23 protein-coding genes are annotated in these 19,903 nt (G+C 34.9%); 10 read left to right on the top strand and 13 right to left on the bottom strand.

What is annotated here, in order from left to right:
- Window positions 1-45 precede the first annotated feature (45 nt).
- A complete protein-coding gene (locus tag FYJ80_RS08190; RefSeq protein WP_154425840.1) occupies window positions 46-1,422 on the bottom strand; it encodes a YgeY family selenium metabolism-linked hydrolase in 1,377 nt (458 codons plus the stop codon).
- 404 nt (window positions 1,423-1,826) lie between these two features.
- On the opposite strand from FYJ80_RS08190, the gene FYJ80_RS08185 reads away from it, so the two are divergent.
- From FYJ80_RS08185 to FYJ80_RS08175, 3 genes are all read left to right on the top strand, one after another.
- The gene (locus FYJ80_RS08185; protein WP_154425838.1) at window positions 1,827-3,575 is read left to right on the top strand and encodes an IS1634 family transposase; all 1,749 of its coding nucleotides are present in this window, start codon (window positions 1,827-1,829) and stop codon (window positions 3,573-3,575) included.
- A 147-nt stretch (window positions 3,576-3,722) separates the two neighbouring features.
- Window positions 3,723-4,328, top strand: coding sequence for a TetR/AcrR family transcriptional regulator (locus tag FYJ80_RS08180; protein WP_154425836.1), 606 nt, complete (start codon window positions 3,723-3,725; stop codon window positions 4,326-4,328).
- Complete coding sequence (locus tag FYJ80_RS08175; RefSeq protein ID WP_206361032.1) at window positions 4,312-4,929, top strand: DUF998 domain-containing protein; 618 nt, start codon at window positions 4,312-4,314, stop codon at window positions 4,927-4,929. Before FYJ80_RS08180 ends, FYJ80_RS08175 begins: the two co-directional genes overlap by 17 nt.
- Here FYJ80_RS08175 and FYJ80_RS08170 read toward each other — a convergent pair.
- Together FYJ80_RS08170 and FYJ80_RS08165 are read right to left on the bottom strand one after the other, a co-directional pair.
- A complete protein-coding gene (locus FYJ80_RS08170; protein ID WP_154425834.1) occupies window positions 4,906-5,430 on the bottom strand; it encodes a GNAT family N-acetyltransferase in 525 nt (174 codons plus the stop codon). The genes FYJ80_RS08175 and FYJ80_RS08170 overlap by 24 nt on opposite strands.
- A gap of 32 nt (window positions 5,431-5,462) precedes the next feature.
- Window positions 5,463-5,705 (bottom strand): alpha/beta hydrolase, encoded by a 243-nt coding sequence (locus FYJ80_RS08165; RefSeq protein ID WP_328596767.1) that lies wholly within the window; start codon window positions 5,703-5,705, stop codon window positions 5,463-5,465.
- Window positions 5,706-5,730: 25 nt separating this feature from the next.
- Here FYJ80_RS08165 and FYJ80_RS08160 point away from each other — a divergent pair, with 25 nt between their 5' ends.
- Window positions 5,731-6,201: a TetR/AcrR family transcriptional regulator gene (locus tag FYJ80_RS08160; protein ID WP_206361031.1), complete on the top strand. Its 471-nt coding sequence runs from the start codon at window positions 5,731-5,733 to the stop codon at window positions 6,199-6,201.
- Here the strand turns inward: FYJ80_RS08160 and FYJ80_RS08155 are convergent.
- From FYJ80_RS08155 to FYJ80_RS08145, 3 genes are read right to left on the bottom strand one after another with little or no spacing between them, the layout of a single operon-like run.
- Window positions 6,198-6,659 (bottom strand): HD domain-containing protein, encoded by a 462-nt coding sequence (locus FYJ80_RS08155; RefSeq protein ID WP_154425828.1) that lies wholly within the window; start codon window positions 6,657-6,659, stop codon window positions 6,198-6,200. The two genes, FYJ80_RS08160 and FYJ80_RS08155, sit on opposite strands and share 4 nt — an antisense overlap.
- Window positions 6,660-6,676: 17 nt before the next feature.
- The gene (locus FYJ80_RS08150) at window positions 6,677-7,498 is read right to left on the bottom strand and encodes a 4Fe-4S binding protein (RefSeq protein WP_154425826.1); all 822 of its coding nucleotides are present in this window, start codon (window positions 7,496-7,498) and stop codon (window positions 6,677-6,679) included.
- Between the two features lie 3 nt (window positions 7,499-7,501).
- Window positions 7,502-8,200: a CPBP family intramembrane glutamic endopeptidase gene (locus FYJ80_RS08145; RefSeq protein ID WP_154425824.1), complete on the bottom strand. Its 699-nt coding sequence runs from the start codon at window positions 8,198-8,200 to the stop codon at window positions 7,502-7,504.
- A gap of 148 nt (window positions 8,201-8,348) precedes the next feature.
- Between FYJ80_RS08145 and FYJ80_RS08140 the strand changes: the two genes are divergently transcribed.
- Window positions 8,349-8,888 (top strand): NADPH-dependent FMN reductase, encoded by a 540-nt coding sequence (locus FYJ80_RS08140; protein ID WP_206361030.1) that lies wholly within the window; start codon window positions 8,349-8,351, stop codon window positions 8,886-8,888.
- A gap of 404 nt (window positions 8,889-9,292) precedes the next feature.
- On the opposite strand, the gene FYJ80_RS08135 is transcribed toward FYJ80_RS08140, so the two are convergent.
- The 7 genes from FYJ80_RS08135 to FYJ80_RS08105 form a co-directional block, all read right to left on the bottom strand.
- Complete coding sequence (locus tag FYJ80_RS08135; RefSeq protein ID WP_154425820.1) at window positions 9,293-10,057, bottom strand: N-acetyltransferase; 765 nt, start codon at window positions 10,055-10,057, stop codon at window positions 9,293-9,295.
- 3 nt (window positions 10,058-10,060) lie between these two features.
- Complete coding sequence (locus FYJ80_RS08130) at window positions 10,061-10,699, bottom strand: GyrI-like domain-containing protein (protein ID WP_154425818.1); 639 nt, start codon at window positions 10,697-10,699, stop codon at window positions 10,061-10,063.
- A 254-nt stretch (window positions 10,700-10,953) separates the two neighbouring features.
- Window positions 10,954-11,376 carry a class I SAM-dependent methyltransferase gene (locus FYJ80_RS11760; RefSeq protein ID WP_206361029.1) on the bottom strand — a complete coding sequence of 141 codons (423 nt, stop codon included), beginning with the start codon at window positions 11,374-11,376 and terminating at the stop codon, window positions 10,954-10,956.
- 275 nt (window positions 11,377-11,651) lie between these two features.
- Window positions 11,652-12,254 (bottom strand): methyltransferase family protein, encoded by a 603-nt coding sequence (locus tag FYJ80_RS08120; protein WP_154425817.1) that lies wholly within the window; start codon window positions 12,252-12,254, stop codon window positions 11,652-11,654.
- Window positions 12,255-12,274: 20 nt separating this feature from the next.
- Complete coding sequence (locus FYJ80_RS08115; protein WP_154425815.1) at window positions 12,275-12,787, bottom strand: GyrI-like domain-containing protein; 513 nt, start codon at window positions 12,785-12,787, stop codon at window positions 12,275-12,277.
- Window positions 12,788-12,800: 13 nt separating this feature from the next.
- On the bottom strand, window positions 12,801-13,403 hold the full coding sequence (locus FYJ80_RS08110; protein ID WP_154425813.1) for an alpha/beta fold hydrolase: 603 nt from the start codon (window positions 13,401-13,403) through the stop codon (window positions 12,801-12,803).
- Between the two features lie 2 nt (window positions 13,404-13,405).
- Entirely contained in the window at window positions 13,406-13,822 is a 417-nt protein-coding gene (locus FYJ80_RS08105; RefSeq protein WP_154425811.1) for a VOC family protein, read from the bottom strand.
- Between the two features lie 551 nt (window positions 13,823-14,373).
- Between FYJ80_RS08105 and FYJ80_RS08100 the strand changes: the two genes are divergently transcribed.
- From FYJ80_RS08100 to FYJ80_RS08080, 5 genes are read left to right on the top strand one after another with little or no spacing between them, the layout of a single operon-like run.
- Window positions 14,374-14,670, top strand: coding sequence for an STAS domain-containing protein (locus FYJ80_RS08100; RefSeq protein ID WP_154425809.1), 297 nt, complete (start codon window positions 14,374-14,376; stop codon window positions 14,668-14,670).
- Window positions 14,671-14,687: 17 nt separating this feature from the next.
- On the top strand, window positions 14,688-16,412 hold the full coding sequence (locus tag FYJ80_RS12160; RefSeq protein WP_154425807.1) for an MATE family efflux transporter: 1,725 nt from the start codon (window positions 14,688-14,690) through the stop codon (window positions 16,410-16,412).
- Window positions 16,413-16,421: 9 nt separating this feature from the next.
- Window positions 16,422-17,288, top strand: a complete 867-nt coding sequence (locus FYJ80_RS08090; protein WP_154425805.1) for a class I SAM-dependent methyltransferase — start codon at window positions 16,422-16,424, stop codon at window positions 17,286-17,288.
- Window positions 17,281-17,880, top strand: coding sequence for a GNAT family N-acetyltransferase (locus FYJ80_RS08085; protein WP_154425803.1), 600 nt, complete (start codon window positions 17,281-17,283; stop codon window positions 17,878-17,880). Before FYJ80_RS08090 ends, FYJ80_RS08085 begins: the two co-directional genes overlap by 8 nt.
- Window positions 17,877-19,901 (top strand): SpoIIE family protein phosphatase, encoded by a 2,025-nt coding sequence (locus tag FYJ80_RS08080; protein WP_154425801.1) that lies wholly within the window; start codon window positions 17,877-17,879, stop codon window positions 19,899-19,901. The genes FYJ80_RS08085 and FYJ80_RS08080 overlap by 4 nt, the downstream gene beginning before the upstream one ends.
- Window positions 19,902-19,903 lie beyond the last annotated feature (2 nt).

Raw genomic sequence — 19,903 nt, 5'->3', positions numbered from 1 at the left:
GGGAACCTATTTCTAGATTCCCCTAAAGTATTAAAGTAACATATTTTACTTAATATCGTTTCCTGTAAGCTCCTGACGGAAGGAGGTTGCACTTTCTTTCTTATCACCTGGCTTATAGAGCATTGGAACTGCTGCATATAAAGCTGCACATACAACGAGATCCTGCTTCCATGTGATTTCATTAGGAGCGTGTGCCTGGCTTTCAGCACCTGGGCCAAAACCTACACAAGGAATACCATATCTACCCTGGATTGATACACCGTTAGTTGAGAAGGTCCACTTATCTGTAAGAGGTCTGCCTACTCTCTTTGCCTTAGCTGTATCGTCAGCCCAAAGTCTTTCATCACCCCAAAGTGCCTTATGAGCATCAATTAAAGCCTGTACGTGTGGAGCTGTTTCCTTATTAATCCAAGTTGGGAAGAAGCACTCTGTCTTATAGACTTCACCTGTCCAAGCTGGGCTATCATACCAGTACATAGAAACCTTAACATCATCACCATATTTCTTTACTGATGGTAAATCCTCAATTTCCTTTAAGCAGCTCTTATATGTCTCACCTGCTGTCATTCTTCTATCGATTGAGATAGCACAGCTATCAGCTACAGCACAGCGTGAAGGAGATGTATAGAAGATTTGGCTTGTTGTACAGGTTCCTCTACCAAGGAATCTTGCATCCTCATAGTGCTCTGGGTTGTATTTAGGATCGAGCATCTTAACAAGGCCCTTGATCTCAACACTGTCATCAGCAGGATTTTCATTAAGAGCTCTAACATCCTGGAGGATATCTGCCATCTTATAGATTGCGTTATCACCTCTTTCTGGAGCTGAACCATGGCAGCTAACACCCTTAACATCAACTCTGATTTCCATTCTACCTCTATGACCACGATAGATACCACCATCTGTTGGTTCTGTTGAGATAACGAACTCAGGAACGATCTTATCTACATTGTAGATGTACTGCCAACACATACCGTCGCAGTCCTCTTCCTGTACAGAGCCTACAACCATGATCTTGTAGCCTTCTGGAATTAAACCAAGGTCCTTCATGATCTTAGCACCATATGTTGCTGATGCCATACCACCTTCCTGGTCACTACCACCACGACCGTAGATTACTTTATCTGTTTCATATCCCTTATAAGGATCTGCTTCCCAGTTATTGATGTTTCCAATACCTACTGTATCAATATGGCTATCAATTGCAATAATCTTGTCTCCATCGCCCATCCAGCCAATTACATTACCAAGTCCATCGATTTCAACCTTATCATAGCCAAGGCTTTCCATCTCTTGCTTAATTCTGTAAACAACATCCTTTTCTTTACAGCTTTCAGAAGGAATAGCTATCATATCCCTTAAAAATTTAGTCATTGCAGGTCCATATGCTTCTGCAGCCTTCTTAATTGCAGCGTAATCCATAGATATCCTCCGTATTGTCTCTCTATTTCAGAGTTATTTTTTTTATTATATTTATATGCTAAACGAGAAAATGATATTTGTAAACAGAAAATGTTGCGTTTTGTTGCAACAATTTTTAATGTGTTTTATTGACTTATACGAACGTTCGTTCGTAAAATACAACACATGAAGAAAGAAGAAATCCTAAGTAAGCTCCTAGTACTTGCATCCCAAAAGCCCGTATTTCAAAGTTTAACACTAGAATAATTTAAACCACTAAGAAATTATTTATTTACATATTTTTAATAACCTCTTTTGTTCTAAGGAATAAATTAGGTTATTTTTGTTTATTTGTTTATTTACAAAATTATTTTAATTTGTTATTATTTCTAGTGTTAAAGGTGCTATTGATTTGGGAGGCTTTTATGCGTTATTTTCTTAAGAAAACTAATATCAAAAAAGGAGAGTATTTACAGATTTATATCAGTGAATACAAGAGAGATATTGGCTCAAGAAATAGATGTTTTAAATCCATTGGTTATATATCTGAAATTAAAGACAAAGGTATAAAAGATCCTGTTGCTTATTATCAAGCACAAGTAAAAAAGATGAATGAAGAGCTTGAGGAAAAGGAAACTAGTGAAAAAGCAAAAAAGATAGGAAACCAATCACCTAAAAGATATGCAGGATACATTGTACTTAAAGGGATAGCTAATTCATTAACCTTTTTTGAAAAAGCTGTTAGAGCATTGAGTAATGAAAGACAATTCCAATATGATGTATATAACCTAATGATGGCATTAGTATATGCGAGGGCAACATTTCCAGCCTCAAAGAAGAAGACGCATGAAGATATCATTCCTTTACTTTTTGAAAAAGTAGATGAATCATCATATAGCCAAATTTTATCATGCTGCGAGTATATAGGTTCTGAATACGATAAGTTTATTAGCTACCTTACTACCTCTATTAAGAAAACATATGGAATAAATAGTAGTGAAACATATTTTGACTGCACTAACTTTTATTTTGAAATTGATAAAGAAGATGAGTTTAAAAAGAAAGGACCAAGTAAAGAAAACCGAAATGATCCTATTGTTGGAATGGGCTTATTATTAGATAAAAATCAAATACCTATTGGCATGAAACTATATCCTGGCAATGAATCTGAAAAGCCAAAGATAAGAGAAGTAATTTCAAGCTTAAAGAAAGAAAACAATATTACAGGCAGAACCATACAAGTTGCAGATAAAGGATTAAACTGTGCAAGAAATATTTATGAAGCAATAAATAAAGGCGATGGCTATATTTTTTCTAAGTCCTTAAAGAAAATGTCTGATAGGGATATAGAATGGTTTAAAGGGTTAGATATAAGCAATTGGGATATTGTTTATGAAAAAGATAGCAATGGTAAGAATATAGAAAAGTATCGTTATTACACATTCACTGAAGGTTTTAATTATTCTTTTAAAAATGATTTAGGTTTAAATGTTACCTTTACAGCTAATGAAAAAAGAATTATTACTTACAATCCTAAGTTAAGGATGAAGAAGATTCTTGAGATTAACAAAATGGTTGATAAAGCAAGGAATCTTTGTCTTTACCAAGCTAAGAAAGATGAATTTGGTGAATCTTCTAAATTTGTTAATTTCGTTACAGATTCAGGTAAGAAAGCAAGAGTTGAAATTGATGAAGAGGCTATTGCTGAAGCAAGAATGTTTGCTGGATATAATATGCTTGTTACATCAGAAACTCAACTTTCTGATAGAACTGTTTATAATATATACCACAACCTTTGGAGAATTGAACAAACCTTTAAGATGATGAAGTCTTACCTAGATGCAAGACCTGTTTTTGTATCATCCTTAAATACAATTAAAGGGCACTTCTTGATTTGCTATATTGGTGTTGTTTTAGAACGTTTACTTGAATTTAATGTTCTAGGTTGTAGTTTTAGTTTTGAAAAAATTATGAATTTTATTCATGATTTTTCATTAGTTAGAATGGACTCAAAAAACTATATAAACCTACTTACTTCTAATGATGAAGTTGGTGAATTTCTAGAAAAACATTTATCTCCAGAAATCACTAATTACATCATTACTCCTGCTAATATTTCTAATTTCTTAAAGCTGAAATTGAATAAGAGACTTGATGGATTTGAGAGTATTTAACACTAGATTTTCCTAGAAACTTTAAAAGTCAGGTTATATGCTAAACGAGAAAATGATATTTGTAAACAGAAAATGTTGCGTTTTGTTGCAACAATTTTTAATGTGTTTTATTGACTTATACGAACGTTCGTTCGTAAAATACAACACATGAAGAAAGAAGAAATCCTAAGTAAGCTCCTAGTACTTGCATCCCAAAAGGGTTTAAGAAGTCTCTCAATGTCAGAAATAGCTTCTGCTGCAGGTCTTAAGAAATCATCTCTATATTCACACTTTGAATCAAAGCAGGATTTAATTAATGAGCTCTATCTATTTTTAAGAAAGAGATCAAACACTAAAGCCTTTGTTGATTATTCATCATATGTAAAGGGAAAAGATTTAAGAGAGATATTTCTTTCTGTAGCAATTTCCTATGATGAAATGAATAGAAAGCCTGAGATGAAAACCTTTTACAAGGTAATAATCTCTGAAAAGGTACTATCGAAGGATGCTGCAAGTGTAATTATTAAAGAAACAGAAACTATGCTTAATGCGACTAGGGCTCTATTTAAAGCAATAGAAGATAATAAAATAGCTTTCTTTAAGGATTTTGATATAGCCGCTCTTACCTTTGCTCTTCTTATACACTCAGCTCTTGATTTAAGGCTTGATGCAGAGATGGCAGAAAGTAATATCGCAGATGGCATCCTTGAGAAGGTAATCGATGGCTTTATTAATTCCTATGTAAAGGAGAAAAATTGTGGAAAAAACATTTAGATTATTTGGACTTACTGGAGTATTAGCACTTATATCCTACTCAGCTATGGTAGTTCTTTCTCCACTAGCCTACCCTGGTTATAATTGGTTAACTATGGCAGTAAGCGAGCTATCTGCAGCTGGAGCTCCTTCTGAGGTTGTTGCAAACCAGCTAAACGCTCTATTTGGTCCATGCTCAGTAGTGTGCTCAACACTTGTTTTTATAGCATCTAGAAATTCAAGCGTAAAAACCTTTAGAGCTGGAATTACTCTCTTTACCTTGATGGAGTGGATATGCACTGCTGGATATGAGATGTTTCCTTGGGTAAGTGGTGTTGATATATGCTTTCAAAATATCATGCATTTAGTAGTTACTGCTGCAGTTGTAATTTTATCACTTTTGTCACTTATTCTATTAGCAATATCAGCAGAGAAAATACTAAGAGCATGGGCAATAGCTGCGCTTATTGCGATGGTATTAGGGCCTATTGGAACAGCTCTATTACCACCTTCTGTATTTGGTCTCTTTGAAAGATTTAGTACATTCTCTGCAGTAGTCTTTAATGCTGTACTAGGGATATATCTTTATAAAGGAAAGCTAGATAAAGTAGTACTCAAATAGATAAAAATCTGTCCAACCTGTATTACCAGCATACCAGTTTTTGACATCGCACTTCTTAAAGCCCATTCCTTCATATAAGCGATGAGCTCTAGTATTGCTATAAAGCGCATCGAGTCTAATGCCCTTTTTACTATCCCTTTTTGCAATATCAATAAGACTTTCGATTAAAATCTTTGAAATACCACGTCCCTGGTATTTTGGGTTAACACATAAAAGATGTATAACACTTACTTCATCAGATTTTAATTTAATACTCCAATTTACAGAGGAGTAATCCTCATCCTGAAATGGAGTTAATACAGAAGCTGCAACAATTTGTGAATTATCCTCTAAGAAATACATATACCCACTATCGATATAGTTTTTTATCATTTCATCTGTTGGGTGCTTTCCATAAATCCAAGGACAATAGGTCTTCATACCTAATGTATTATCGATCACAAACTTATAATACTCTGTAATTCTATCAAAATCTGCTGAAGTACACTTATTAAGCTTCATAGCTCTTATTAAAGAGGAGTCATAGCTTTGTGTCAATTATTGTTAAGCATAGCTGCTATTTCACATATTAAATCCTCTGCTTGTGGAAATACTCCTACTTGGTCTGCAAAGCCATGTCCTAAACCTCTATAAATAATAGTTTTAAGCTTTACACCAGCTTGTGTTAGGTGACGAGCATAAGCAAAATCCTCAAAGGCTAAGAAATCATGCTCACCAAAAGCAAGAAGTGTTTGTAGAAGGCTATGAAAATCATCCAATATTGGAGAAGCATATATATGCTCAGCGATTATGATCGCTTTAATGGATTTAATGACAGGAAAGCTCTATATGGACATTAGTGTAACAGATATTGTTACTCGAGCAGGAGTCGCAATAGCCTCCTTTTATCGTAATTTCAACTCCATTGATGATGTAATAAATGCTATATCAGATGAAATTCTAGAGGAGCTAATTGAGGACTTATCACCTATACTATTGCATCATGATGAAAGAAGGTGCAGAAAATTCCTTTTTAACCATTTTTACAGAATTGAAAGTAGACATGAACAAATAAAGAAAATTCGCTTTGAAAATATGTCGATAATCTTTAACAAAAATGAAGATAAAATTCAAAAAAATGAAGCCCTTGTTAAGAGCGATACAATAAATGATAAATATATCGCTGTTGGTATTATAGGCCTTATAAATAGCATTACTAAAAAGTGGGTTGATACTGGAATGAAGGAAACTCTAGAGGAGATGATTAACTTCCTTATGAGCTTTTTTAACTAAAATAGTTTAAGACCATGTAATGTTTCCTTAAGTGCTATAAGCTTATCAGCTAAGCAAACAATCCAAGCCTCACGAGTATGAGGCACTTTAGTAAGTGTCAAAGGCCACATATGGCTTTTAATTATACCTTGGACATTGTTATCAACATTAAAGTAATTAACAGCATTTTTACATGCGATTTCAGGATGATTAAAGCCATGGTAATGCCCTCTATTTTTGTGCCAATCATAGAGATAAAAATCATGAAGGACCGCTCCTGCGATTAATACTCTATCTCTAGCACCAAGATGAAAGCGATGATTTAAAAAGTAGCTTAAGAGTGCAACACTCTTAACATGGTCATATGTAGAAATAGACCCATGCTGGATATAGTTTCTCATCTCCTTTACTTTTTTATTTCTTTTATATTTTCTAATTAAGGCTTCAAATCTTCTATGTTCCTTCAAAGTAAGCTTCATAGTTTACTAATATAATATCATATTGCGTTTTTGGGACAATTCTTTACACATTCAAAGCATAAAATACACTCAGTCCCATTCTTCCTACTTCGTGAGTTATCTGTGACATCAACATCCATAGGGCATACCTTTTTACACCTACCACACGATATACATTTGCTTTTATCACATTTAATTCTAAATAGAGCAAAATAGCTCATAGGCTTTAAAAACACAGTAATTGGACAAATATATTTACAAAATGCACGGTTATCCTTAAAGAGAAAAGCTAATATAATACCGGCAGTGTAATAAAGAATGTTTCCTATTATAAAGGACCAAAGCATTATTTTCTCAATTCTATCAACCTTAAATAAAAATAGTGATAAAACAAAAATTAATGAGGCTATAAACATTACATATCTTATCCAACCGATATTCTTCCTTTCATGTGTTACAACCCTCTTAAATGGAAGGAAATCAAGTACCATTGCAGTCCAGCATGCATATCCACACCACCCTCTTCCAAATATTAGTGGCCCAAATATCTTTGCAACTACAAAGTGTATCGTTGCAGCCTCGAATACACCTGTAAATAGATAGTACCAGAAGCCCTCTAGCTGCATATTTTCATTTGAAATCACACCCAAATAAATTAACATATATAGCCCAACTAGGAGCTGAGTAATTCGACGAGCATAGCTATAGCCCTTTATAAAAAGAAATACTCCAAGAGCTATAGAGATGCCAATGTAGCTAAAATTAAACAGATAAAAAATATTATCTAAAGCTAGCCACAAAGTAACTGCTATAGTCTCAAATATTAATAGAAGAGTAATTGGTAATATATATTTTTTCATAGCTTAATTTTTTTGCTTTTTTAAATACAATGCATATGAGCCTGCTACTACTATTATAAAAATAGCACTTATATAGCTCCACATTTGATCTTCATTATGAATAGAAATCTTAGATGTCATGTTTATAATACTATGTGTTACAATACATGGAATTAACGAACCACCTTTATAAAAGCACATTACAAATGAAAATCCTATTGCAATTGCATAAAGAACTTGAAGTATCGTAGAAATAGTACCCTGTCCAGTTAGTAGATTAACGATGTGTCCAATACCAAAAGTTACAGCTGAGATCACTATTGCTTGCTTTATGCTATCCTTTTCTATTGCTTTAAATAATAGCCCTCTAAATATTACCTCTTCTGTATATCCAATAAGGAGCATAGTAATCATTGCAATTATTTGATGAGGTAAATCATAGTGCATTTCAGCTCCAAACCATAAATTAACACTACATAGTAGTACAAATGGAATAAAATATAGAAACCTTTTAGCATTCTTACAAAGGACTAACCCATATTTTTCTTTTAAATTATTCTTTACAATAAAAATAGTTAATATAGCAGCAATAATTAAAACACCTAATAGAGAAAATATACTTTCATCACCAAAATTATTTCTAAGGTTACCCATTATAGCTACATAGATAATAATCCAAGTAATTGAAAACCATAGCTCACTTTTCTCATAGAATTTCTTCATTTCCCTTCCCCTTAAAATACTTACTAATGTAGAAATATATTTTACCTTTCACTGTGTTGTCAAAGGTAATAAAGCATTGACTTTTATATAGGGAGAAATATAAATTAATAACCACCAATTAGGTAGGTTAATCTAGGAGGCATAATTGATGAAGAAAATATTATTCATAGTTGGTTCAAGAAGAAAGGATTCCTTTAACAGACAGCTTGCGAAGCTTACTGAAAAGCTAATTCAAGATCAAGCTGAGGTTTCCTATCTTGATTACTCAAGCATTCCTCTAATGGACCAAGATATAGAATATCCAGCACCTGAGGAAATTGAAAGGGTTAGAAAGCAGTGCTTATCAGCTGACGCAATTTGGATTTTCACTCCAGAGTATAATCATAGTTATCCAGGAGCACTTAAGAATCTTATTGACTGGCTATCACGTCCACTATATAAGGGTGCAGCTAGAAGTGAGAATGCACTAAATGGGAAGCCATTTACAATTTCAACTGCAGCAGGTGCATCAGGTGGTAGCTTTGTAAGAGAAAAGCTTATAGAGCTTCTTAGTTTTTTAAATGCAAAGGAAGCAACTACTACCTATACAGCTATTACATTAGATAGAGAAGCATTTACTACAGGAGTATTAAAGGCTAATACTGAAATTATAAATATCCAAGCAAAGGAGCTTATAGAGTCACTTTAATTACATTTGCTCCTTAGAGTGGTAAGGTATAGCTCTCTTAAAGCTATTTAAGCTTAAAATTTTTATTATATTGTGAGTAATTAAGATGAACAGGATAACGACAAATTGCCATTTTATTCTCTCTTATTAAATATTTACTATATGTTTCCTTTTCTACAGTTCCTGTCATGAGTGCATAAACACCCTCAGACAGGACCTTTTTAGCAATTTTCTGTGCACCCAGGCTTCTAAGCTGTGGATCACTTACAAAAACAACACCTTCATTTTGACCGCTATAAAGCGTTACATTTGGTATTTTCTTATCAGTCTTAAACCAATAATTATCACTTTTTAAAGCCTCTACATTATCTAAGAATAATTCATCTGCATAATAGCTTTTGCTTACATTATTATCACTTAATAGCTTAAGGAGTTCTATCGCTATTTGCTTTCACAAGCTTAAGAAATCTTTTATCGTTCATCTGCTCATTTGTGATATATCTACCATCATAAAATAGAGCATAATTAGTAACAGGAGTTGGAGCATTCTGTGCTTTTTCTCTGCTATCAATATGAATAGCATTAAATAATATACCATTATCTTTAGCTGTCTGCTGCAAAACTGGGACGTACTTTGCATTAAAAGGACACTGACTCGTGTAGTAAAGTACATATCCTTTTTCTTCTATATGAGGGTGTTTTGCACATTCTCTAAGCTGTGGCTTAGCTATATTAGAAGAGAAAGGTAAATACCAAAGCTGAATGCCATTATCAGCTTCATCGCACACAGTAAAGCCCTTATATTTAAGAAACTTTGGATCTGCTAGAAATGGCTTCTTCTTTGCTGCAGCTAAGATACATAGACCAACCTTACCCTTTTGTTTACTATCTTCGATACAAGCATTTAATAGATCTGTAGAGTATCCATGTCCCTTGAAGGAACCAGATACCCATAGACAATCTATGTACATATATCCGTCCCCAATAATAGGAACCCAAGCATATTCTGCTGGAATATATTCAATGAAGCATTTGCCACGCTCTACACTCTTTAGAAACACAAGTCCTTCATCAAATCTATCAGCAAGCCAAGCCTTCTTTGAAGAGACCTGTACATCCTTATTGTTAGAAATAGCACAGCAGATATGCTCCTTTTCCAGATTATCCTTTGTAACCTTGATATACTCCATTTACTATTGCTCCTTCACCTTTATAGGATGTCTAATCACAGTTTTTAACCTATCTGGAGAAATCTTTCGTGCATCACTTAGATAAATTTCATGATGAAGACGCTTATCTGTAATATCAAGCTTATAACCATTCTTTTCAATAAAATCATGCATCATTTGAACTGTTTTAGGCTCATCATCAAATGGTCCTATGTGCATACACTGAACACAAAGGCCTTCATCATATGTAAAGAACTCAACCTTTGAAAAATCCAGTTTCTTCTTTAAGGTAGCTTCCTTAATTGCCCATTCAAAATCTTTTTTTGTAACAAAATCTGGTAAACGAATAACTGATATCCAATGAAAAGAAGCTTTATTAGTATAATCAATACCAACTACTCCATCCTGCCACCAAAAGCCCTCAAGAGGAGGAACTACATAATCGAAGAAGCCATCAATTTGGTGATCTAATTTTTTACTCATCTTAATTGTAAAAGCAATTGAATATAGAAGGCCTATAGCTCTTTTATACTCTCCGCCTTCATCATTTGGGTCACCAATTCCACGCACTGCTATATAATTCATTGTAGGAACAGTTACTATATTGGGTTTTCCCTTTGGCATATAGAACTCTTTATATTCCTTCTTGAAATCAAATGACATATTCATTTCTCCTTTTGAATAATGGACATAATAACATAATAAACATGACAGCAGTGTGTCATGTTTATTTACGCAGAATTTAATATAACTTAAAAGTGTAAGCCTCTAGTCTTAGACTATCATTTTTTGCAAGTGAAGCAGACAATTGATTCAACAGCTTCCAGTTCTACCTGTTTATGTAAGCTTTCTAACCTTTTTCTCAAGCTATCTAAGGTCTCAAAGGGTGGTGTAAAAAATCCTTTAGGAGTATAGAGCTAATCGATAAACCAGTCGGTACGGCGGTTTTCACTTTGAATATAGAAGCATCCACAGAAAATTCCACCAAATTTAAGGACACGAAAAGTTTCACTATAAGTAGATTCCTTATCCGGGAAGGCATGAAAGCCATTGAGTGATAATACTAAATCAAAGTTTTCATCCGTAAATGGAAGCTTTCTGACATCACCATGCATAAATTTAACATTATTAAGTTCAAGGCCTTTAGCCCTGTGTTGTGCCTTTTCCATCATATCAATTGAATAGTCTAAGCAAGTGATATCTGCATTATGTAAAGTCTTATAGACTGGCATAGTAAGAACACCTGTACCAACAGGGACCTCTAACAATCTACCGGAGAAATCTTCTGAAATACCAGAAATAGCCCTGTACAAATATCGAGTATTCTTCTCTTGATCCATATTCCACACTAGCTTACAGATAGCTTTGCCGAGTAGCGTGAACATGTAATCATTCCATCATAAAAGGTTGCCTCTTTTCCACGATGATGATAGGCATTTAGAATTTCATCGTGTCTATTCATAGCTTTTTCTTAAATTAAATCCACTCTCTTAAAGTTCGAGTTACTTTGGCATCAATATCAAGACGAGTAGCTCTGCACTCTTTAGGGTATTCTCTTCCTGCGCGAAATACAAAACGTAGTTGTTGGCCTTGTGATATTGTTACTCTCTTTAAATTATTTTCTCCTTCCCAGATATCGAAACACCTTATGTCTGTATTCCTGATATTCTTTTCCAAATACAGATGATAGATAACGCTCCTCCTGCAGAATTTGTAAGTGTAGCATGATAATTGCATAAATAGTGAACATTGCTGTTAAAAGGTTGCAATACATCAGTAGTACACCTATATATTGAAAATCAAAGCCTAAGAATGCTGGATTACGGCTATATGAATAAATACCATCTGTTACTAGCTCTGTTTTATCTCTATCTGGGATACCTGCACGCCAGCTATCCTTCATGCAAAGTACAGAGATTAAAAATATAAGATCACCAATAGCCCCAACTAAAAAGCCTGTAAAGCGAGCGTTTGAGCTTAAATGACTCCAACCAAAGAAAATAGAAAGCATCTGAGCTGGGATAATCCCTACAGTAGCGATACTCATTAGCGTTTCAACTGTATGAATATTACTATCCTTTCTACGCCCAATTTGTATAGTCTTAATACCTCTACGCTTCTGCATCCATTGTTTACTAAGATAAATACTGTAGAAAATAACAAGAATAGCTAAAGCTAGGATGTGGTATGGCATTTGTTCTTCTAATGGAAGCTTCATATTTTTTCCTTTTGTGCTTTTCAGTTTACTTTAGTTCTACAAATTGGAACCCAAATTCCACATTCATAATCAGGACTTTGCATATTTCCAGCAGAATATACCTCAAGCATAGCGTTACCATTACCCATATGTTTCTGTCCCTCGTTTGGATACCACTCCTGCCAAACCTTTGTATTCAGCTCCTGCAGCGAATTAGGTAATGGTCCTTTTGTACTAAACATTGCCCATTCACTTTCTGGAAAGGTATAGAGTTTAAACCCCTCAGGAACCTCAGCACCCTTATAAAGGCCAGCGATCCAATATTCAAAAAATCCATCCTTCTCATCGCAGATAGCAAACATACCAATACCATTTTCAAGTATAGCCTTTTCATCCTGTGTTTCTGGTTTCATAGTTTGCCATAGTCTTGAGTACTTTTGTGAGTATTCTTTATCCCAAAATTCAGGACACTTTATATATCCCTCCTTAGGGCTAATAGATGTAGAAAAGCCTATAAAGGTCATAGCTGATTTATATTCATATTTAACATTCATTTATATCTCTTCCTTATAAAATGTTACATACCCAGTTATCAAGGAATTTCATTTGCTCATCTGTATGAAACCAATGTTCCCCATTTTCCATTATAGTGAGCTCTGCACCAGCTTTGTCTGCAAACTCCGTTATAGTTACTCGATCTGTTAAGTTATCCTTTCCACCATACAAAATGTATGTTGGAATGTGCCAATTAATTGGGTTATTACGTATGTAGCAGAGATAATCCCAAGATAGAGTCTCTCCAAACTCTGTAGGGATTAGCTTTTTGCTTTGTAGCTCCTTCTCATTTACATTAGACCACATCATCATATCTATAATGAGCTTTTCCATATCAACAATTGGTGAAATGAACAGTGCCTTAGAAATATCCTTTTCACTCAAGGAATTCATAGCAAAAAAAGCTCCAATACTGTTTGCAATTAGAGTAATGGAAGAATATCCATTACTGTGATAATCAAAAAGCTTAGGGAATTCTATTTTTGCATCCCATGGTGTTTGCGAGTGATAATCAAAACCTATTACATCACTATTAGGAAATAGCTTTTGATAATGCTTCGCTTCCTCAGCAGCTCCACCCTTACCATGTACATATATAATTAAATTTCTCTGCATAATTATTCCGCTTTATCTTTATCTGCATATGGTTTATTCCACGACCCGATTTCAATTATGTTTCCTTCAGGATCTGTGATAAAGCATGTTCTTTGGCCCCAAGGCTCTGTAGTTGGTTCCAATAAAGACACAGCACCATTTTTAATCGCATTTTGATACTGCTCATCAACTTCCTCAAAGGTATCGACATATAGAGCCATCTCGGAATGAGCATTAACGCCCTTTAGATACTCATATCGTTTATTAGTTAGTTTTTCAAAGTCCTTTCTTCCATAAAGCAAAAATAGAGTTCCATCCTTAACAAGATAAACATTATCTGTGTCTTCTGCTTCCTTAATCTCAAATCCCAGTACATCGCGATAGAACCTAATCATCACAGCCATATCCTTAACAAATAAACCATATCCATCTAATCTCATTGTATTTCCCTCCAGACTCTAAAATATATTAGTTAGCAACCTATCGCTCGGTAGCTTATTTATATTAACAGTATTTATAGATGACATGTCAACTATAAAGCTAAGAGAACCTATTATTACATACTAGAAATCAAAGCTGAATCACTTAATAGAAGTTACTTTGCCAATTTGGTATTACATTTTGCATAATTGGTAAACATAAATCACTATAACATTAAAGCTATAAAATTATTAATTTATACTATAAACAATTAAGCTTTGAATTGAAGCTTTACTTAAGATATTTTCTTCTCTGCATAAGCACACAGCTTTCTTCACTAGATTCTTGCAATTGTACTTAAGTCTAAGAGTATCAAGGGTAATAATGTATAGATAAATCTTTTTATTATCAAACCTTAGCATCCTATTAAGAGACTAAAATTAATGGAAGTATCATGTTCTTATAAAATGCTTTATATACTGGTATCTTATTAACTGGTTATTATTTATATAGCTTTTTTTAGTAAAATAGATGATAATTACCACTACTAAAATAATTAAGAGAGCTATATATGGAAATAAAGAAAGTACAAGATGGAAGCAAGCTTGAAATTAGCATTGAAGGACGTTTAGATACTATTACAGCTCCAACTCTTGAAGCTGCAATTAAAGAAAGTATCACAGGAGTTGAGAAGCTCATATTTGACTTTGCAAAACTAGAGTATCTTTCTTCTGCAGGCTTAAGAGTTCTTCTTGCAACACAGAAAGTAATGAATAAGCAGGGAGAAATGGTCATCCGTAATGTTAACGAGACTATTGCTGAAATTTTCGATATCACAGGCTTTTGTGATATTTTGACTATTGAGTAAGTTTATTCGGAGACGTTGTGAATACTGACTTCGCAAGTAGCGCATATCGGCATTTTCTAATATGGGGTGTATGCTCTTCTCTTGCCCTAACAGTATGCACTATAGTTGATGCAACCCTGGTAGGAAACCTTGTTGGCCCCCAGGGACTTGCTGTAGCAAATATCTCCACACCGGTATTCCTTCTTTACGCTCTACTTGGTATTACTATCGCAGTAGGAGCAAATGTTCATATCGGAAGATTACTAGGAGCCTCTGATATAGAGGGTGCTAATAAAACCTTCCATTCAGCCCTAGGACTTGGTCTGACAGTAGGCATCCTAGCTTTATCACCTCTTTTATTCAAAGATATTTATTTCTCCTTCTTGGGTGTAACTGAGGAGCTATATCCAATAGCAGAACAGTACCTAACTGTTGTGATGTGGGCTTCTCCTATATTTGTCATATACCACATCCTCTCCTTTTCTGTTAGATCTGATAGCGATCCAAGACTTTCTGCCATTGCCTCCGGCGTTGTAATTATTACAAACATTGTCTTAGACATTCTCTTTATGAAAATTCTAGGATGGGGAATAGCAGGAGCTTCCTCCTCTCTCTGCATTGCAGAAGCACTGGGGACAGTAGTACTTCTAACACACTTTGCAAAGAAACACACTCTCCTGAAGCTCCGTTTGGCTCTGCCATCAAAGAAGGATGCAGTAGACTTTGTAGCTAATGGATTTGGCATGGGCTCTGCAAATATCTTTGGAGCAGTAGTAATGCTTGTATTTAATACACTGCTACTAAAAAAAGGAAGCTATGGTGCACTTTATGTAGCAATCTATGGTGTTATATATACAATAAGTACAATTCCTACAGGATTATTTGATGGCTCAGCTAGTGCACTATCGACTGTAACAGCATTCCTTACAGGAGAATCTGACAAAGACGGCATATCTGCTGTATTGAAAAAGGCTTTAACAGTAGCTATAGCATCAGCTGTAACACTATCTATTCTTGCTTTCGCATTCGCACCTGCTTTAGCACGCTTTTTCGGTATAAAAGAGGATTTAGAAATAGCTCTTGCAGCAAAGGCTATAGGGATATTTTCTCTCGGTATAGTATTTTCAGCAATTAATACAATAGTAACAGCATTCTGGCAGTCTATTGGAAGAGCAAAGGAAGCAGCTACTATGTCACTACTTCGAAATTGTCTTCTACTTCTTATCCTTGGCTCATTCTTAATTCCACATTCAAATATAATTGGACTATCCTACTCATACGTTTTAACAGAAGTAATCTGCTCATTAGGAGTTCTCATAATACGTGTTGCTAAGCCATCAAAAAAATATATTTGCGAAAAATATAAAGATGATGGAAGAAGCATAGAGATGATATATCCTATGGCTCCGGAAAGTATGGCTAGAATCTCTAGTGACCTTGAAAGTATTTCCGAGGAATGGGAAATAAACATCAAGAAGACATTCGTCATAAACTTCATCTGCGAAGAGATTTTACTGAATATAATCAAGTTTGGTCTCGGAGAAACAGAGAAGATAAAAAATGAATACTATATTTCTATTAAGCTCATGGAAAAGGGAGATGACCATGTACTCCGTATCCGTGATAACGTTAATACATACAATCCATTTGAATCAAATGGAGATGAGATAGACAGAGGAGTACTAGAACTCATAGAGAAGAAAACAAAATATTGTGACTATCAGCGCAAGATGATATTCAATTATTTATACCTAATACTTTAGGAGGAATTAGTGGACAGCCAGCTTATTTTCCAAGATGAAACTGAGATGAAAAGACTTATTGTACAAAATAGTCTGCTGTCTTATTATGAGAAGCCAATATTGAAAGCTCTGTTTGATTCCAGAAAGGATATCACAGTTCTTGATGTAGGATGTAATGACGGCGCAAAGACTGTAGAGCGTTTTTCATCGCCATCAGTTTCTAAAGTAATAGGCCTTGAATTCAACCAAAAGCTTGTCCAAAAGGCCCAAGAGCAATATGGAGATAAAAGATTCTACTTCTTCCGTCTTGATGCAGAGGACGATAGCTTTACTCTCTCCTTAAGAAAAATCATGAAAGAAGAAAATATTGAGTGCTTTGATGTAATATATCTCTCCTTTCTTCTGATGCACTTGAAGGATGTAGAAAAATATCTTACTTCGCTTCGTCCATTTCTAAAGAAAGATGGAAAAATACTAATTATTGAAGCAGATGATAGTAATTCAAAGCTAAATGGAGATGGAGGAGGACTACTAGGAGATTTCCTCTCGATCCTAAAAAAAGATAAATATGCAGGAAATAGAGAAGTTGGAAAGAATATCATCCAAACACTCAAAAAATGTGGCTACCATGATATTACAGTACATTACGATGCAATTAGTGCATCAAAAGATGAAAAAGAAAAGAAAGAAGCAATATTTACTACCTTCTTCTCATATTTAAGAGAGGATGTATCAATTCTTCTCTCACAGGAGCCTACAAATCTTGAATATAAATCATGGAAAAAATGGCTTGAAAGCAACTACACTGCTCTTAAGAATTTAGTTATGGATGAAGAATCTGATATTTCAATGGGCATGAAGATACTTACCTGCAGTAAGGAGGATAGCGATGCATAATATTTATATTAATAGTCTATCCTTCTCATTGAAGAAAATAGAAAAGAAAGATGTTGAACAGGTCCGAAGACTCGCAGACAGCTGTGTGGGAGAAAATCTCTACTCTAGTGAGGAAATCGCTTCAGCAATAGATAGTAGTGACCGTTTTTTCTATCTCCTTCAAGATCAAAGGGGAGAGACTGTAGGCTACATATACTACTACATCACTACAGAGGAAAGGATCGCAGAATATTCAAAATTAGACGAAGGTATTTTTCAAGCCCTTCCATTCCACCATGGAGGAAGGGTTGGTAAAATCCAATCCGTCGGAGTTAATCATGAGTACCGAGGAATGGGTATTTCCACAAAAATGATGGAGTTTGTCCTTGATGAGCTTAAGAAGCTATCAATAGAAGCTGTTTTTATCGTATGCTGGAAACCAAAGGGTACTATTCAGCTTCAGAAAGCTATTACTGAGTGTGCTTTCAGCTTTTTATCTATAGCTAAAAATGTCTGGTACAACGATACACGCCTAATATGTCCGTATTGCAAGGGCAGGTGTACATGCGATGCGGAAGTCTACTATAAATTACTCTTAGGAGATGAATCATGAAGATTAAGCTCTTACCTAAATTCATCATTTCACTTGGCATCCTTGGAATAGTAATTACTGTTGCAGTATCAATATTCAGTTATGCCACTACAAAGTCTTATCTTAATCAACTATATGCAGAGCGCATCATGACTAATAGCAATGCTATTGCAGCTATGCTAGATGTAAATGATGTAAAAAAAATCATCAGTGATGGTGGAGAAAAGACTCCAGAATACAAAGAGATGTATGACCTCTTTAACAAGCTCAAGGCAGATGGAGAGATTACATTTTTATCACTAGTTGTGCCAGATGAAGATAGTGTTACCTTCTACATCGATGCTATGGTTGAGGAAATGGGAGATGATCCTGCTCTTCAAATACCATATGGTAGCAACATTCTATATACCGATGCAGCAAATCCAAATGACCCTAAGGATATGGAAAAATACATAACAATCTGGGAAAACTATGCTAAAAACAAAGGAATTGATAAACCTCTTGTAACAGATAACGACTATGGCTTTAATTACACTGGAATCTCAGTAATTCTAGATGAAAATGGAAAAGCTATTGCTGAAATCCAATATATTTTAGATATGAGTGAGGTAAGAGCATATCTAAACTCATTCTTAGTTAACATGTTCATCATATCCTTTGCAATAATAGGAATAACAATTCTAGCTTATATCGTATTTGTAAGAAAAATAGTTATCAATCCTGTAGGAAGGCTCACAGACTTTACGCAGGAGATTACAAGAACAAATGACTTTGGAAACCAGCGCATCAAAATAAAGACTGGAGATGAAATTGAATCATTAAGCCATGCTTTCAACTTCATGCTCTCTGAGCTTGAGGAATACATCGATAACCTTTCTAGAGTCACAGCAGAAAAGGAACGCATAGGCGCTGAGCTTGATGTTGCGAGACATATCCAGGCTTCCATGCTTCCTTCAATATTCCCTCCATTTCCTAATAGAGATGAGTTTGATATTTTTGCTTCAATGACTCCTGCAAAGGAGGTAGGAGGAGACTTCTACGACTTCTTCCTTGTGGATGAGGACCACCTAGCAATGGTCATTGCGGATGTATCGGGAAAGGGCATTCCTGCTGCAATGTTCATGATGATTTCAAAGACACTCTTAAAGTCAGCAGCACAAAGTGGTCTTTCTCCTAAGGCTATTTTGGAAAAGGTTAACAACCAGCTCTGTGAAAACAACGATGCAGAGATGTTTGTAACTGTTTGGATCGGTATTCTTGAAATTTCTACAGGAAAGCTGGTCTGCGCAAATGCAGGACATGAGTACCCAGCAATAATGAGAAAAGGAGGAAGCTTTGAGCTCTATAAAGACAAACACGGCTTTGTCCTAGCTGGAATGGAAGGCTCTAAATATCGTGAGTATGAGTTAGTCTTATCTGCAGGTGACCGTCTCTTTGTATATACAGATGGAGTCGCAGAAGCAACAGATAGCAATAACAACCTATATGGAACCGACAGAATGATTGATGCACTTAATAAAGCAAAGGACCTATCCTCTCGTGAGCTTTTGGGATCACTACACAAAGACATTGACTCATTTGTAGGCATAGCAGATCAGTTTGACGATATCACTATGCTCTCAATACAAATCAAGCAAGTTAGTAGTTCCTTTGAAGAAATCTCTCTAAAGCCTAGTCTCGATAATTTAGACCAGGTCACTGATTTTATCGATAATCTTCTTTCAGAGGGAGGAGTATCCAATAAGCTCATCTTTAAAGTAAACATGGCAATAGATGAAATCTACTCCAATATAGCCCGCTATAGTGGAGCAACAGAGGCAAGAGTTGGATGCAATGTAGCAGAAAATAAAGTAAGTCTTAGATTCGTCGATAACGGCAGTCCATATGACCCTACAGTAAAGGAGGATCCTGATACTACTCTATCTGCAGATGAGAGAGAGATTGGAGGCTTGGGAATATATATGGTAAAAAAGATAATGGATGATATTTCCTATGAGTATAAGGATGGAAGAAATATTCTAATACTAGAAAAGAATATTTAATC

Origin of the sequence: Bullifex porci, from assembly GCF_009695635.1 — a bacterium.
GTDB classification, from domain to species: Bacteria; Spirochaetota; Spirochaetia; order Sphaerochaetales; family Sphaerochaetaceae; genus Bullifex; species Bullifex porci.
Note: the sequence above shows the minus strand (reverse complement) of the source record. Positions and strands in the feature narration are given on the sequence as shown.